Below are 15,484 nucleotides of genomic sequence, written 5' to 3'. Positions count from 1 at the left end.
AAGCATCACGCGCGGTTCGCGATGGTCTTTCCGAGCGCAGCTTGCGCAGCGGCAAGGCGCGCGATCGGTACGCGATAGGGCGAGCACGACACGTAGTTCAATCCGATCTCGTGACAGAACGCTACCGACACCGGATCGCCGCCGTGTTCGCCGCAAATGCCGACCTTGAGGTTCGGACGGGTCTTGCGGCCGCGGGCGACGCCGATCTTCACCAGTTCTCCGACACCGTTGCGGTCCATCGAGATGAACGGGTCGATCTCCATGATGCCCTTGGCGATATAGGTGCCGAGGAAGCTCGCGGCGTCGTCACGGCTGATGCCGAAGGTCGTCTGCGTCAGATCGTTGGTGCCGAACGAGAAGAACTCCGCGCTTTCCGCGATCTCGCCCGCCACAAGGCAGGCGCGCGGCAGTTCGATCATGGTCCCGACCTGATAGCTCAGCTTGGTGCCGCTCTCGCGCATCACCGACTGCGCGGTCGCATCGATCCGCGTCTTGATCAGATCGAACTCCGCTTTGGTCGCGATCAACGGCACCATCACCTCGAGGCCAACTGCCTTTCCGGTGCGTTTGCCGGCCTCAACCGCAGCCTCGAAAAGCGCCCGCGCCTGCATTTCGGCGATCTCGGGATAGACGATCGCGAGGCGGCAGCCGCGAAAGCCGAGCATCGGATTGAATTCGGCCAGATTGCGGGCGCGATCAGCCAGCCTCCGCGGGTCGGTGTTCATCGCACGCGCGACTTCCTCGATCTCAGCTTGCGTATGCGGCAGGAACTCATGCAGCGGTGGATCGAGCAACCGGATCGTGACCGGCAGACCCTTCATGATTTCGAACAGCTCGACGAAATCGGCGCGCTGCATCGGCAGCAGCTTCGACAGCGCGGCGCGCCGCGCCTGCTCGTCTTCGGCAAGGATCATCTCGCGCACGGTACGAATGCGCGTTTCCTCGAAGAACATGTGCTCGGTACGGCACAGGCCGATACCCTCGGCGCCGAACCGCACCGCCGTGCGCGCGTCCGCCGGCGTGTCACCGTTGACGCGGATGCCGAGCTTGCGAATCTGATCGGCCCAGCTCATGAGCGTACCGAACTCACCGGACAGCTCGGGCTCGATCATCGGCATCTGCCCCGCCAGCACCTGGCCGAGCGAGCCGTCGATGGTGATGACGTCGCCGGCTTTGAAGGTGCGGTCGCCGACCATCATGGTACCGCGGCCATAGTCGACGCGGATGCCGCCACAGCCGGAGACGCAGGGCTTGCCCATGCCGCGCGCGACCACCGCCGCGTGCGAGGTCATGCCGCCGCGCGTGGTCAGGATACCCTCGGCGGCATGCATGCCGTGGATGTCTTCCGGGCTGGTCTCCATCCGCACCAGGATGACCCTGCGGCCGTCAGCCTGCAGCTTGGTCGCGTCATCGGGGGAAAACACGATCTCGCCGGCCGCGGCGCCCGGCGACGCCGGCAGGCCGGTGGCAATCACGTCGCGCGTCGCGTTGGGATCGATGGTCGGATGCAGCAACTGGTCGAGCGAGGCCGGATCGATGCGGGCCACTGCGTCCTTCTTCGAGATCAGGCCCTCATTGGCCAATTCGACCGCGATACGCAACGCGGCGCGCGCGGTGCGCTTGCCGCTGCGGGTCTGCAGCATCCAGAGTTTGCCGTCTTCGACGGTGAACTCCATGTCCTGCATGTCGCGATAGTGCTTTTCGAGCTGGGTGTAGATGCGCGTCAGCTCCTTGAAGGCATCCGGCATCGCCGTTTCCATCGACGGCTTGTCGGAGCCGGACTCCGTGCGCGCCGCATCGGTGATGTCCTGCGGCGTGCGGATGCCCGCAACCACATCCTCGCCCTGAGCATTGATGAGAAACTCGCCGTAGAGCCGGCTCTCGCCGGTCGACGGATTGCGCGTGAACGCCACGCCGGTCGCCGACGTCTCGCCCAGGTTGCCAAATACCATGGCCTGCACGTTGACGGCGGTTCCCCATGACTCGGGAATATTGTGCAGGCGGCGATAGGTAACCGCCCGTGCGTTCATCCACGAGGAGAACACCGCGCCGATCGCGCCCCACAACTGCTCATAAGGATCCTGCGGAAAGTCCTTGCCGGTCTCGCGTGCAACGGCAGTCTTGTACTTACCCACCATCTCGATCCAGTCGTCGCCGGTCAGGTCGGTATCGAGCGAATAGCCCTTGGTGTCCTTGAAGGTATCCAGGATGTCTTCGAAATAATGATGCGCGAAGCCAAGCACGACATCGGAGTACATGGTGATGAAGCGGCGATAACTGTCATAGGCAAATCGCCGGTCGCCCGACATCGCGGCCAGCGCTTCGACGGTCTTGTCGTTGAGGCCGAGATTGAGCACCGTATCCATCATGCCGGGCATCGACGCGCGTGCGCCCGATCGTACCGAAACCAGCAGAGGATTCTTCGCGCCGCCGAACACCTTGCCGGTGATCTTCGCGACGTGTTCCAGTGCCTTTTCGACCTGCGGCTTCAGTTCCTTCGGATAGGATTTGTCATGCGCATAGAAAAACGCGCATACTGAGGTCGGAATCGTGAAGCCGGGAGGCACCGGCAAACCGAGATTGGCCATCTCGGCGAGATTGGCGCCCTTGCCGCCGAGCAGGTCCTTCAGCCCCGCTTTACCTTCCGCCCTGCCATCCCCGAACGTATAGACCCACTTGTCCCTCACCGGCGCTGCCGCCTTCGTCGCCTTATTCGTCGCCTTGCGCGCGCCACCGGAACTTGCGGCCTTCGCCCGAGGTGTTGCAGATGGCTTTGATTTCGCTGCGGGCTTTTTGGACTTCGAGGCGGCTTTGGCCATGGTATGAAACCATTCCACGTGAGGGAAAGCGTGTGCGCCTTACACCACGTTTTGACGACCCCGCGCAAGCTGCGCAGGCGCCGCTTCCGCTGCGGGATGATGTCTGCTCGATTCCGCTCGCTCACTTCTGATGGAATGAGAAGCGGTGTTCTATAATTTGATTTGACGTATTTTCATCACGCGTATCGGTATCCGTCCTCGGGTCAAGCCCGAGGACAGGCTTCATTCGAAAACACTCCAGGATTCCAACTTCGCGGCACGGTGTGAATCGTGAAACAGCCCGGCTCATGCCGGGCTGTTTCGTTTGCGGTTAGTCAGTCGACCCGCCGAATGGCCTCAGGCCTGCGGCTGCGGTTCGAGGCCCGGATCGGGATCCGGACGCGGGCGCGGTTTCCCAGCCGGCGGCACCGCCGAGGTGCGCGGGGTCGACGGCTCCAGCACCGATTCCCGGTTCGGCTTCTTGCCGTTGAGCAGATCGGTGATCTCGTCGCCGCTCAGCGTTTCGAACTCAAGCAAGCCCTTGGCCAGCGTCTCCAGATCGGCCCGCTTCTCACCGAGAATCCGGGTCGCGTCCTTGTAGCCGGCTTCGACCAGACGCCTGACTTCGGAGTCGATCTTCTGCGCGGTCGCCTCCGACACGTTCTGCTGGCGGTTGACCTGCATGCCGAGGAACACCTCGTCATTGTTCTCGCCATAGGACACGGTGCCGAGTTCTTTCGACAGGCCCCAGCGCGTCACCATCATGCGCGCAAGACGCGTCGCCTGATCGATGTCGGACGCAGCACCGGACGTCACCTTCTCGTTGCCGAAGATCATTTCCTCCGCCACGCGCCCGCCCATCATGATGGCGAGCCGCGAGGTCATCTGCTCCAGCGACATCGACAGCTTGTCGCGCTCGGGGAGCTGCATCACCATGCCCAGCGCCCGTCCGCGCGGAATAATAGTCGCCTTGTGGATCGGATCGGTGGCGACCACGTTGAGGCCGACGATGGCATGGCCGCCCTCGTGATACGCCGTCAGCATTTTTTCTTCCTCGGTCATGACGAGCGACTTGCGCTCAGCGCCCATCATCACCTTGTCCTTGGCTTCCTCGAACTCCGACTGCGTCACCATGCGCTTGTTACGCCGGGCTGCGGTCAGCGCCGCCTCGTTGACGAGATTCATCAAGTCGGCGCCGGAGAAACCGGGCGTGCCGCGGGCAATGGTCTTGAGGTTGACGTCGGGCGCCAGCGGCACCTTGCGGACATGCACCTTCAAAATCTGCTCGCGTCCGACAACGTCGGGGTTCGGCACCACGACCTGACGATCGAAGCGACCGGGGCGCAGCAGCGCGGGATCGAGCACGTCGGGACGGTTGGTCGCGGCGATGAGGATGACGCCCTCATTGGCCTCGAAGCCGTCCATCTCGACCAGCAACTGGTTCAGCGTCTGCTCGCGCTCGTCATTGCCGCCGCCGAGTCCGGCGCCGCGATGACGACCGACCGCATCGATTTCGTCGATGAAGATGATGCACGGCGCGTTCTTCTTGGCCTGCTCGAACATGTCGCGGACACGGCTCGCGCCGACGCCGACGAACATCTCGACGAAGTCCGAGCCAGAAATGGTGAAGAACGGCACGTTGGCCTCGCCCGCGACGGCGCGCGCGATCAGCGTCTTGCCGGTGCCGGGCGGGCCGACCAGCAAAACACCGCGCGGAATCCGTCCGCCGAGGCGCTGGAATTTGCCGGGGTCGCGCAGGAACTCGACAATCTCCTGCAGGTCCTGCTTGGCCTCATCGACGCCCGCGACGTCCTCGAAGGTGACGCGGCCGTGGGCCTCCGTCAGCATCTTGGCGCGCGACTTGCCGAAACCCATCGCCTTGCCGGCACCGCCCTGCATCTGGCGCGACAGGAAAATCCACACGCCGATCAGCGCGATGAACGGCAGCCACGAGACCAGCAGCGAAACGAACCATGGCACACTGTCGCCAGGCGGCTTCGCAGTGATCTGCACCTTGGCATCATAGAGCTTTTTCACCAGCCCCGGATCGGTTGGCGCATAGGTCTGGAAATTGGAACCATTGGTGAAGGTGCCATGAATCTCCTGCCCCTGGATCACGACATCGCGAACATTGTTCTGATCGACTTCCGTCAGCAACTGCGAGAACGAGATGTCCTGTGCTGCTGCGTGGTGGCCGGGATTCTGGAACAGCGTGAACAGTGCCAACAGGAGCAAGACAATGATGACCCAGAGGGCGAAGTTGCGCATATTGGCGTTCATCGATTTTCCTTCGAGGCCGCGCGGATCGCGGCCGGATGTCCCTGCATCGACTCAATAGATAGGGGGTACTGACACTTATACAATCTAGGCGCGGAGGTTGCCGCTGCCAAGGGAACCGCGCGAGAGTATTATCAAATTAAACCTATTCAGCCAGAACAAGTTGACATAGGGCATTTCAACGCGTCAGGACCAGCCCATTCGGTCCATCACCTCTTTGATCCACTTCACCTTTCAAGGGCGGGCCGACAAAAAACGGCATGGGGTCGCCTCACTCTTGCACGTCAGCTATCCAGGTTAGCGTATGATGGAACCTGGTGCATGGATGGAGTCTATTTTCAGCCCATCATAGCGCAGTGGTTTCCGCGAACGGTTAACGCCCGCGACGCCCGGCCGCATCAGCCAGTTCGCCGCCGTGGCGGCGCCGGCTCGACGCAAACCCGCTCGGTGGTGAGCGTCACCAGCGCCCCCGCCAACGTCCTTTTCAGCAGGATACGGCGTCCGTTATCGCCGCTATCCGCGGCCGCGCTGTCGAGCGCCGCCAGCAGAGCCTCGACCTTGCCCAGTTCGGCCGGCCCCTCGCAGCCGACGCGATCGATCGCCCGCAACAGCAAACGCACTTTGATCTCCTCGGACAAGACCGAAAAGGCCTTTGCCTGAAAGCCGGGACGCTGAACGCCACGATCCTGCAGCGCCAAATAGCGCTCGGCGCCGTCGACGAGAAGTTCCAATGCGATATTTGCCCGCGACAGACGCAATGCCAGCCGCGCCAGGTTGCGGGCGTCGCATCCTTCCTCCGCCAGCGCCGGCATCAGAGCGCGCAGGCGCGGGCGCGTAAAGCTGACGTCGCGATTGGTCGGATCCTCCGCATAGCCGATCCCGGCCTTTTCGAGCGTCGCGATCAACCGCGATTTCGGAACATTCAGCAACGGGCGAGCCAGGATGAACCCATCGCGCATCGTTTCGCGCGCCATCGCAGAGAGGCCGGCAATGCCGCTGCCGCGCGATATCCGCATCAGAACCGTTTCGGCCTGATCGTCGCGGGTGTGGGCCGTGAGGATATGCAATGCGCCATTGGCGCGGGCGGTTCTCGCCAGCAGGCGGTAACGAGCCTCTCGCGCCGCTGCGGGTAACCCGGATTTCGGTTTCGCGCCGCTCCAGCGCACGATGCGGTGGGTCACTCCGAGCGAGGTCGCGAGGTGCTTGACGTCCCGCGCCTCGCGCGCGGATCCGGACCGCAAGCCGTGATCGACCGTGACGGCGATGAGATCAGGACCACGCGTCATGGCGCGCCGCCATCGCGCGGCCAACCACATCAAGGCGATGGAATCCGGGCCGCCAGACACGGCAAGGACCAGCGCGCGCGCCTTTCTCCAGTCCGCGAAAAGCGATTTCGCTTCCTTGGCCGATATTTGCAAAGCGGAGGGAGCTTTCGGTGGCTTCATTGCCTGCGCAATCAGTCTAGTGTTCCGATTCCGAAGTTCGCATGAGCTTGCAGCAACCTTGATGCGAACTTCGGAATCATAGGGACACTAGCAACTTTGATGATTCTAGTGTGGTTTGGGTTCAGAAGTTCGCTTGAGGAGCTTGCAGAGAAAGTGAAGCGAACTTCTGAACCACCACACTAGTTTGAGCCGCCGATGCCCATCCCAAACGTCAACCGGTTGCCATCGGGATCATCGACATCGAAATCGCGCATACCCTAGGGGCGATCGCCGGGCGGCTGCAGTATCATTGCGCCACGCGACTTCAGCTCATCGTGAAGCGCATCGACCTCGGTCACAAATACGTTGACGGCGCCTTGGCCGGATCGGCGCTGCGTCTTGTCCGCGGCTTGGAAACGGATCGTGACATCGTCCCGCTCAACGCCGCCGTAGAAAACCGGATCGCCGTAGGTGAAACCCACATCGAAGCCAAGAACGTCGCGATAATGGGCAACGGTTTTCAGGACGTCCTGAACCACGAACAGGGTCGCGGCCGCGCAAAACCGCGGTGCATGAAGGCTCATCGGACAAGCTCCTTGGCTCGGAAGCCAGTCCGAAACTACGCGATCCGGCGACCGTTCTCCAGAGCGCGATCAGCAAACGTGGATTCCGGTTTTGCGCCCGATCGCGCTCTAAAACATATTGAGAACGCGCATGATCTTTTCGCCAAACCGCTCACATCTTGGCGGATCATGCGCTAGCACTTCACCCGCTTTTGCTCGCGGTCGACCGCCTGCTTCACGCCCGCGGAGGAGCGGGGATATTTGCGCGTCACTTCGCCGAGCGCGGCGCAGGCGGCTTCCTTCTCCTTCAGCGCTGCCAGCGATTGTCCGAGCCGCAGCAAGGCATCTGCCGCCTTCGCCGAACTGTCGTATTTCGTGGTGACGCCGAGGAAAGCCTCGGCCGCTTCGCGATATTTCTGGCGCTGAAACAGGCTTTCACCGAGCCAGTACTGCGCATCGCCGGTCAGCGCACCGGACGGGTATTTCTGGGTGAAATTGCGCATGGTTTCCTCGGCAAGCGCATAGTCCTTCCGCTGCATGTAGCCGATGCCCAGATCGAATTCATCGCGCGGCGTCGCCGACGGCGGCAGCGTGGTCAGGCCGTTGGTATTGGGCGAAGCGGCGTCCGGCGCCGGATAGCCCCCCGGACGGCGTGGACTGGTATTGGCAAGGTCGAGCGGCGCGCCGGCTTCCCGGCCGCCCGGCGAACTCACGGCCTCTTCCGGCACCGGCATCTGTCCGCCGCCCAGCGCGCGCGGTGCACCCGGCGCGTTCGGATTCCGGCTGGGATCGAAGGCATCGCCGCGATGGCCTTGCACAGGTGCGCTCACCGCCTGTTCCTGAACGACAGGCGCCTGGCCTCCCCGCTGATCGTAGGCCGGCTGCCGGTAGGCCGGGGTCGATTGCGCCGGCGGAGCGGCAGCAACGGGCGGCGCGCCTCCCGGCTGCGCCTGCTGCAACTGTTGTTCGAGCACCTGATTCCGGTGCTGCAATTCCTCGTTCTGTCCGGTCAGCGTTCGCAGTTGCTCTTCCAGTTGCTGAATGCGGACTTCAGGGTCGACATCGTATTGCGCGAAGGCGGGTGACGACAGCACAAGCGTCGCGGCAATGGCCGCTGCGCGCGCAAGCATCGGGGTCATGGATGACATTTTGGCCTGACGATTGAAATGAGCGTCACATCGAAAGCGCACCCATTGAAAACCCGAGTACGCCGAAAATGTGACTTGGTCCAACACCGGTAATCACTTTACGACGATCTTGCTGGCCAGTCTCCTTCTTATAGCGTTTCAAACTGATCCAAGATGGGCATCAGTTCTCATAAAGAAAACGCGTCAATACAAAAAGCTCGAGCCCGGCTTAGATCCCATCAAAAGCCGGACCGCTCTTCTACGTTTTCTCGCGGCCCAAAACAAAACCGGCGCCCGAAGGCGCCGGTTGAAATCGATGATGCGCAACGCTTCAGGAACTGGCGTTCAGCACCGTGACGGCACGGCGGTTCTGCGACCAGCAGGAGATGTCGTTGCAGACCGCGACCGGGCGCTCCTTGCCGTAGGAAATGGTTCGCATCCGGCTCGAGTCGATGCCCCGCGATGCAAGGAAGGAACGAACCGTCTGCGCGCGGCGGGCGCCAAGCGCGATATTGTACTCGCGCGTACCGCGCTCGTCGGCATGACCTTCAATAGTGAAGGAATAGCGATTGTAGGTCTGCAACCAGCGCGCCTGCTTCTCCAGCGTCGTGACCGCCTGGGGCGACAGATTGGTCTGATCGCTTTCGAAGAAGACGCGGTCGCCGACGTTGACCACGAAATCCTGCTGGCTGCCCGGCGTAGCGGCCCCGGCCATGGCGCCGTCTGCACCCATGCCGTTCTTGTTGGCGCATGCACCCATCGACAGCGCTACAGCGAGCACGGCAGCCAGCTTCAATCCCTGGAGGAATCGCTTCTGATATAACATTCCGGAGCCTCCACGCTCACGCTTTTTCCACTGTCATCCGCTCTACAGGGCGATGGTTAAGCGAACGTTCCGTCAACCTTGATGAGACGTTGCCCGACTGCATCAAATGCCAAGTTTTCGGAAGAAGCGCCCGCGATGGTTAATGAGTTGCAAATGTGGCGTGACGGTGAAGCGACAGCGGGTTTTCGGACTCTGCAAATCTGCAGCCCGCAAATATCCGGTCATTTGCGCAGGAAATTCGTCCGGTCGCAGACCCCAGCGGGGAAGTCAGGCCCCGAATCACGACCTGGGGACGATCGAGGCTCGCGCGAACGGAAACGAAGACCCCGTCAACGCGGGAACCGGGACTCCAGTCCTGCGTTCAAACAACATCCGACGTTCGAAATAACTCGAACGTAGATAAGGATAGCGGGCGAAGACCTTTTCGCGCGACGCCGGAAAATCAACCGCCATCAGGCAAATCGGCTTGATCAGACCTGGATAGACGCGAGGCGGGCTCATCGGCTGGTGATTGAACAGGCGCGTGTAGAACGTACGGTGCTCCGGGCGAACGGTGGCGAGTCCTAGATCAGCATTGAAGAAATTGCAGGCGACGAAGCACAGTCGAAGCGTGAGATAAGGCAATTCGGGAAAGCGCCCCGCGATTTCCGGATCCGCGACAAAGCGGGTCGGGTCAACCATGACCTTGCCCTGATCGACCTCGGGCTGAAGATAATCTTGAAACACGTCCACCGACGGGCACAGCGGATATTCGGGCGATGAAATGCTGAGCCGAATGGAACTAGCGAGCGCACCATCCAGATAAACGCCGAAAATCCAAGAGTTCGGCATATCGTCGAAACGATCGGTGATTTTGTGATCGCGGTTAGGCTCGATTGCGCCTTCTTTCAGGTAGGCACGATATCGAAGGCGGTAGATGACGTCCTTGTCCGCCGCCGTTTCCATCAGGCGGTAATCGATGCGATCGAGAAGCTCGATGCCACGTTCTACGGGCTTGGCAATTGTTTGTTGAGCTGAACTCATTGGAACACCCCCGAGCCATTTGATCCCAGCCGACGGCCGAAGGTTAACGCTTTGCTAACTTATTGCAAAGGTAACGAAGCATTAGCGTTAATTTGTGTCCTCCATATTATTCGTATCACAGTTTCGTTCACGTCAGATTAGAAGATTTCAATTGGATGCGGGCGGATTATAGGAAGAAATTTCAAGCGATCGACCGGGATGGGAGGACCTTCACATTATCGCCACGCTGATGCCGCCCATGGGAAGCGTCAAGCAGTTGACGTATACGAGCCGCCGCCACCGGTCGACTGAACAGATAGCCCTGCGCTTCCGTTACCGTACCGTCGGCGCTGATGAGCTCGAGCTGCTCGTTAGTTTCAATGCCTTCGACAACAACGGACATGCCGAGGTCGGCACTCAGCCGCGCTACGCCGCGTAGGAGCGTTAGCGGCCGGTCCGTATCGATCCCCTCGAGGAACGAGCGGTCGATCTTCACTTTCTGAAGCGGGAAATTGTGCAGATAGCTGAGGCTCGAATAGCCGGTGCCGAAGTCGTCGAGCGAAATCCTCACGCCCGCCGCACGCAACTGCGTCAGCGCATCGAGTGTCCACTGGGTGTTGCGCAGCAAGGACGATTCCGTGATTTCGATTTCCAGGCGGTGCGCCGGAAGACCGGAAACCTCCAGCGCATAGCGGACTTCGCTCAGGATTTCGCGCTGGTGAAACTGCTGCGACGAGAAATTGACGGCGACGCTGACACCCTCCGGCCACGTCATGCATTCCATGCAGGCCTTGCGCAAAATCCAGCGGCCGAGATCGATGATGAGGCCCATCTCCTCCGCCACCGGAATGATGTCCATCGGCGACACCGTTCCGCGCGTGGGATGATTCCAGCGCAACAGCGCCTCGCAAGCGGTGATCCGTCCCGACTTCAGATTGACCAGCGGCTGATAGAACAGTTCGAACTCTTCGTTGGCCAGCGCCTTGCGAAGATCGAGTTCGAGGACGCGGCGCGCTTCGACGGTTTCCGCCATCTCGGGGCGGAAGAAGCAGAACGTTCCGCGGCCGCCCGCCTTGGCGCGGTAGAGCGCCATATCGGCGTTCTTGAGAAGGTTGTCGGCGGTGACGCCGGGCGACGTCAATGCGATGCCGATGCTGGCGCCGATCTCGACCAAGTGGCGATCAACCTCATATCGCTCGGTGAGCCGCTCGACGACGCGACGGGACAGCGCAGCCGCCTCCTCCGGCGACTGGATGTTTTGCTGGAACACAACGAATTCGTCGCCGCCGAATCGCGCGACGAAATCCTCCGGCCGCAGCATACCGCGGAGCCGGTCGGCGACAAGGCACAACAGGCGGTCGCCGCATGGGTGACCGAGCGTATCGTTGATCTGCTTGAATTGATCGAGATCGATGAACAGCAGAGCCGACAACCGAGACCCGCTGTTTGCGAGCGCCAGCAGGCGTTCGATTTCGTCGCGAAAGCTGAGCCTGTTGGGCAGTTCCGTGAGCGAATCGAAGCGGGCGAGATGACTGATTCTCGCTTCCGCCTTGCGTCGCTCCGTGATGTCCTCGACCAGCACGACCGTGCCTCCGCCAACCATCGGCTGGAATGTCCACGACAATGCCCGACTGTAGTCCCTATCCGCGTCGGCAGTCACGATTGCGCCGGCCTGCGAATTCTCGAGCTCCGAAATAATCGCCCTTCCGTTTTCGGGTGATATCGTTCCCACGGCCACGCATGCCGCGATGACATCCGCCGCACCAACGCTGCGATGCACGAAGCCGTCCGCGATATGCATCATTTCGCTGAAGCGGTAGTTCATCACGCCCAGGCGGCCATCGGCGTCGAACATGCACAGGCCATGCGGCATGTTATTCAGCGCGGTGTCGAACTGACCGGCGAGCGCCGCTTCGCGTTCGCGTGCGATCAGGGCGCGAACGAAAATCGCCTGCAGTCTCGTCGTGATCCTCTCGAGGCCGAGGAAATACAGCACGGTAAGAAGCGCCATTCCCAGGTAATATGGGTCGGCGCGGAGCGCCATCGCCCCCGCCATCGGTCCGCAGGTCAGCAGAATTTGCAGATGGAAAATCCACGGGCGCCCGTAGGCGCGGCCGGCACCGGCCGCCACGTATCCCGTGGTGACAGCGATACAGATCATATGCGCGACCGCATCGTCGGTCAGCAGGAGCGCGATGGCGCACCAAGCGCCGAGCGCAATCGCGTAGAGCACCGCTCCGACCTGATATCGGAGTTCCCAGCTCCCTGCCTCGGTCACGGTCAGGTCCGAACCGCGGCGCTTGTATTTCGCCATGTCGAAGCTACGGAGCGCGCCGATCAGGACCAGCGACACCGCACACGGCCACAGCAGATGATTGCCGGTCTTCAACGCGGTCATGAGAGCGGCAATCGCCGCGCAAACCGCACCGGCGAACATCGGGGTCGGATTCTGAAAAAGCGAACCCACGAGCGCCGCATATATCGCTGGCGACATCGTATCGGTATCGCGATGGTGATCGGCCAATTGCATCGGGGACGCGCGCATCCTTTTTCGGGCGCACAGTGTTACCGAATGCTAGTGAAGCCTTTCTGAGCGAACATCGTTAGCGAGAGGTTGAGCCGATCACCGAAACCCGAATTTACTTCCTGAATCAGCAGGCTAACGGCCCGATTCTAACATTCGCATCCCGTTTCAGGAGACTTCTTGCGAATGTTAGAATCGGGGCGCTGGTGGGTTATGAATTAACGTTCGCCTCCCGCGACGACCGGACTTATGAGAGCAGGGGCGACCAGGCCGGATCGGATGCGAAACCGGGTGTCGGGACCTTCAACTCGTTGCGGCCGGACACGTCGATCGTATAGAGCGACGGACCGCTAGCGCCGCCGGGATCGCGGAAGAACATCAGGACCCGGCCGTTCGGCGCGAAGGTCGGACCCTCGTTGTGAAATCCCGACGTCAGAATCCGCTCGCCCGAACCATCCGGCTTGATGATGCCGATGGAAAACTGGCCACCACCCTGCCGGGTGAAGGCAATGTAATCGCCACGCGGCGACCAGACCGGGGTCGAGTAGGAGCCCTCGCCGAATGAAATACGCTGCGCGGCGCCGCCAGTCGCCCCCATCACATAGATTTGGGGCTTGCCGCCACGATCCGACTCGAAACAGATGCGGCCGCCATCGGGCGAATAGGATGGCGAGGTATCGATCGCCGGTGTGTCGGTCAGACGCGTGGTCGACTTCGAGCGCAGGTCCATCACGAACAGGTTCGAGTTGCCGCCTTGCTGCAAACTCATGATGATACGTTGGCCATCGGGCGCAAAACGCGGCGAGAATGACATGCCGGGAAAGTTGCCGACGATTTCGCGCTGTCCGGTTTCGATATTGAACAGATAAACCCGTGGATCGCCCTGCCCGAATTCCATGTAGGTGATTTCCTGGGTCGAGGGTGAAAAGCGCGGCGTGATCACGAGGTCGGCACCGCGCGTGAGATAGCGCACATTGGCTCCGTCCTGATCCATCAGGGCCAGACGCTTGACGCGGTGCTGAGACGGCCCGCTCTCGTCGACGAACACCACGCGGCTGTCGAAATAGCCCTTCTCGCCGGTCAGGCGCTCATAAATCTGATCGGAGATGATGTGCGCGATCCGCCGCCAGTATTCCGGCGATGTGAAATATTGCTGGCCTGCGAGCTGCTGCCCGGTCGCGACATCCCACAAACGAAATTCTGCCTTGAGCCGCCCGTCGCCCTGACGCGTCATGCGCCCGGTCACCAGCGCCTGCGCGTTGATGGTCTTCCAGTTGGCGAACTGCGGCGGCGTGTCGATATTGGTGATCTTCTCGATATACGCCGCCTGGTCGATCGGCGCGAACAACCCGCTGCGCTTGAGGTTGTTGGTGATGACCTTGGCGACGCCGGCGCCAACCTCACTGTCCGACGGCGAACCGGCAACGAAATTCGGAATGGCGATCGGGATTGGCGCGTATTCACCGCCCGGCACCTGCACGCGCGCTTGCCCGAAAGCGCGGCGGCTGGCAAGCGCGAACCCGATTGCGCTACTGCCAGCAATTAACTCGCGGCGCGAGAAATAGATCGGCATTTTCGGAACCCTGCTGTTTTTCGTCATTCCACTCGCCCTAGTACCGCTTTCCGAAGTTCGTGAGACATCGCAACATCCCCTTAACGAACTTCGGAAAGCAAAGGGTACTAGCAACTCTACGATTCTAGTACCGCTTTCGATTTGAAATTCCCGAAGATGACCCCGCTGCAAGTGGTACAGAAATTTCAAATCGGCGGTACTAGGCGCAAATAACTGCGCCGTTAGGTCTGATTCTCGGTGAACACCGGCTCGAAAAATTTCCACTCATCAAAAAACTGTGCAGGTAGCTTATACGGCTGGCATTCGATGATCGCGCGCATTGCGCTCTCCTGATAGACGCGGAAATATGGCGTGGTCGGATTGCTGATCGCGATCGGCGTCGTCTCCAGCGTGCCGTCGCGCTTCAGCTTAATCGAAAAGATTGCCTGCGTTGTTCGCGCTTCGATACCACCGTACGGCTTCTTCCAGCAGCGCTCGACCTGGCTGCGAAAGAGCGCGCCCCACGTCGCCGAGTTGTCGGCGGACTTGCCGTGGGCAAGGCCGAGCGCGGCGTTTGAATTTAGCGTGTCTCCTGTGACCGAGCGGCGAGTCGGCTCGCGCTTGTCGAGCAGCGCCGCGATCTTCGATTGGTCGAACACGCGCTCGGCCTTCTTCGCCTCTGCCTGGGCTTTCGCCTCGGCTTCAGCCTTGGCCTTTGCCTCGACTTTGGCCTTGGCTTCCGCTTTCGCCTTAGCGTCAGCTTTTGCTTTCGCCTGCGCTTCGGCCTTCGCCTTGGCCTTGGCTTGAGCCTCCGCCTTTGCCTCAGCTACGGCTTCCGCCTCAGCCTTCGCGGCCTCTGCTTTGGCTTTCGCATCCGCCTTGGCCTTTGCGTCTGCTGCTTTGGCTGCAGCCTCGGCCTTCGCAGCGGCTGCGGCCTCGGCAGCGGCCTTGTCATCTGGTTTTGGTTGTTCTTGGGGCGCCACGTCGGTCACGACCGGCGGCTTCTTGTCGTCGATCTTGCCGACGGTGTCCTCCGGCGGCGTAGGGTCGGCGACCTTCTCGACCAGCGGCTTCGGGTTTTCCTTCTTGCCGGTTTTCATGCCCGCCGTCACATGCGCGAGCTGATCGGCAGAGATAATGTCGACCGGCAGGGATTCCTCCGGCACCGACTCGAAGGCCTTCGACGAAAACGACACCAGACCCCACCCGATCACGAGGACGTGCAGGGCAATCGACGCCGCCAGTGTCTTGTCGACCTTGACCTTCAAACCTAGTACCCGATTCCGAAGTTCGCATGCCCTTGCAGCAACCTTTGATGCGAACTTCGGAATCAAAGGGCACTAGTAATCTTATAACTCTAGTGTGGTTTAGGTTCAGAAGTTCGCTTGACT

General features: G+C 61.1%; 10 protein-coding genes. All 10 read right to left on the bottom strand.

Features of this window, described 5'->3' with window-relative positions; translation table 11 throughout:
• Positions 1-5: 5 nt before the first annotated feature.
• The 10 genes from ppdK to tolA all read right to left on the bottom strand — a co-directional run bounded on the left by ppdK (position 6) and on the right by tolA (position 15,361).
• Positions 6-2,819, bottom strand: a complete 2,814-nt coding sequence (gene ppdK, locus ACSZOQ_RS00205; RefSeq protein ID WP_439924117.1) for a pyruvate, phosphate dikinase — start codon at positions 2,817-2,819, stop codon at positions 6-8.
• A 336-nt stretch (positions 2,820-3,155) separates the two neighbouring features.
• Positions 3,156-5,078 carry an ATP-dependent zinc metalloprotease FtsH gene (gene ftsH, locus ACSZOQ_RS00200; protein ID WP_439924116.1) on the bottom strand — a complete coding sequence of 641 codons (1,923 nt, stop codon included), beginning with the start codon at positions 5,076-5,078 and terminating at the stop codon, positions 3,156-3,158.
• A 395-nt stretch (positions 5,079-5,473) separates the two neighbouring features.
• The gene (gene tilS / locus ACSZOQ_RS00195; RefSeq protein ID WP_439924115.1) at positions 5,474-6,520 is read right to left on the bottom strand and encodes a tRNA lysidine(34) synthetase TilS; all 1,047 of its coding nucleotides are present in this window, start codon (positions 6,518-6,520) and stop codon (positions 5,474-5,476) included.
• 257 nt (positions 6,521-6,777) lie between these two features.
• Positions 6,778-7,083, bottom strand: a complete 306-nt coding sequence (locus tag ACSZOQ_RS00190; RefSeq protein WP_439924114.1) for a VOC family protein — start codon at positions 7,081-7,083, stop codon at positions 6,778-6,780.
• A 173-nt stretch (positions 7,084-7,256) separates the two neighbouring features.
• Positions 7,257-8,210, bottom strand: a complete 954-nt coding sequence (gene ybgF / locus ACSZOQ_RS00185; protein WP_439924113.1) for a tol-pal system protein YbgF — start codon at positions 8,208-8,210, stop codon at positions 7,257-7,259.
• A gap of 310 nt (positions 8,211-8,520) precedes the next feature.
• Positions 8,521-9,015: a peptidoglycan-associated lipoprotein Pal gene (pal, locus tag ACSZOQ_RS00180; protein WP_439924112.1), complete on the bottom strand. Its 495-nt coding sequence runs from the start codon at positions 9,013-9,015 to the stop codon at positions 8,521-8,523.
• Positions 9,016-9,294: 279 nt separating this feature from the next.
• Positions 9,295-10,038, bottom strand: coding sequence for an N-acyl amino acid synthase FeeM domain-containing protein (locus ACSZOQ_RS00175; protein WP_439924111.1), 744 nt, complete (start codon positions 10,036-10,038; stop codon positions 9,295-9,297).
• 181 nt (positions 10,039-10,219) lie between these two features.
• On the bottom strand, positions 10,220-12,547 hold the full coding sequence (locus ACSZOQ_RS00170; RefSeq protein WP_439924110.1) for a putative bifunctional diguanylate cyclase/phosphodiesterase: 2,328 nt from the start codon (positions 12,545-12,547) through the stop codon (positions 10,220-10,222).
• A 241-nt stretch (positions 12,548-12,788) separates the two neighbouring features.
• The gene (gene tolB / locus ACSZOQ_RS00165; protein WP_439925890.1) at positions 12,789-14,114 is read right to left on the bottom strand and encodes a Tol-Pal system beta propeller repeat protein TolB; all 1,326 of its coding nucleotides are present in this window, start codon (positions 14,112-14,114) and stop codon (positions 12,789-12,791) included.
• A 221-nt stretch (positions 14,115-14,335) separates the two neighbouring features.
• Complete coding sequence (gene tolA / locus ACSZOQ_RS00160) at positions 14,336-15,361, bottom strand: cell envelope integrity protein TolA (protein WP_439924108.1); 1,026 nt, start codon at positions 15,359-15,361, stop codon at positions 14,336-14,338.
• Positions 15,362-15,484: the final 123 nt, after the last annotated feature.

This window comes from Nitrobacter sp. JJSN, from assembly GCF_051912485.1.
Lineage (GTDB): Bacteria > Pseudomonadota > Alphaproteobacteria > Rhizobiales > Xanthobacteraceae > Nitrobacter.
This window is presented reverse-complemented; position numbering and strand designations above follow the sequence as displayed.

Bases quoted from the DNA above. Each gene is read 5' to 3' on its own strand.
- tolB (WP_439925890.1), bottom strand. From the start codon at position 14,114: ATGCCGATCTATTTCTCGCGCCGCGAGTTAATTGCTGGCAGTAGCGCA.
- ACSZOQ_RS00190 (WP_439924114.1), bottom strand. From the start codon at position 7,083: ATGAGCCTTCATGCACCGCGGTTTTGCGCGGCCGCGACCCTGTTCGTG.
- pal (WP_439924112.1), bottom strand. From the start codon at position 9,015: ATGTTATATCAGAAGCGATTCCTCCAGGGATTGAAGCTGGCTGCCGTG.
- ppdK (WP_439924117.1), bottom strand. From the start codon at position 2,819: ATGGCCAAAGCCGCCTCGAAGTCCAAAAAGCCCGCAGCGAAATCAAAG.
- tilS (WP_439924115.1), bottom strand. From the start codon at position 6,520: ATGAAGCCACCGAAAGCTCCCTCCGCTTTGCAAATATCGGCCAAGGAA.
- ACSZOQ_RS00170 (WP_439924110.1), bottom strand. From the start codon at position 12,547: ATGCAATTGGCCGATCACCATCGCGATACCGATACGATGTCGCCAGCG.
- ftsH (WP_439924116.1), bottom strand. From the start codon at position 5,078: ATGAACGCCAATATGCGCAACTTCGCCCTCTGGGTCATCATTGTCTTG.
- ACSZOQ_RS00175 (WP_439924111.1), bottom strand. From the start codon at position 10,038: ATGAGTTCAGCTCAACAAACAATTGCCAAGCCCGTAGAACGTGGCATC.
- ybgF (WP_439924113.1), bottom strand. From the start codon at position 8,210: ATGTCATCCATGACCCCGATGCTTGCGCGCGCAGCGGCCATTGCCGCG.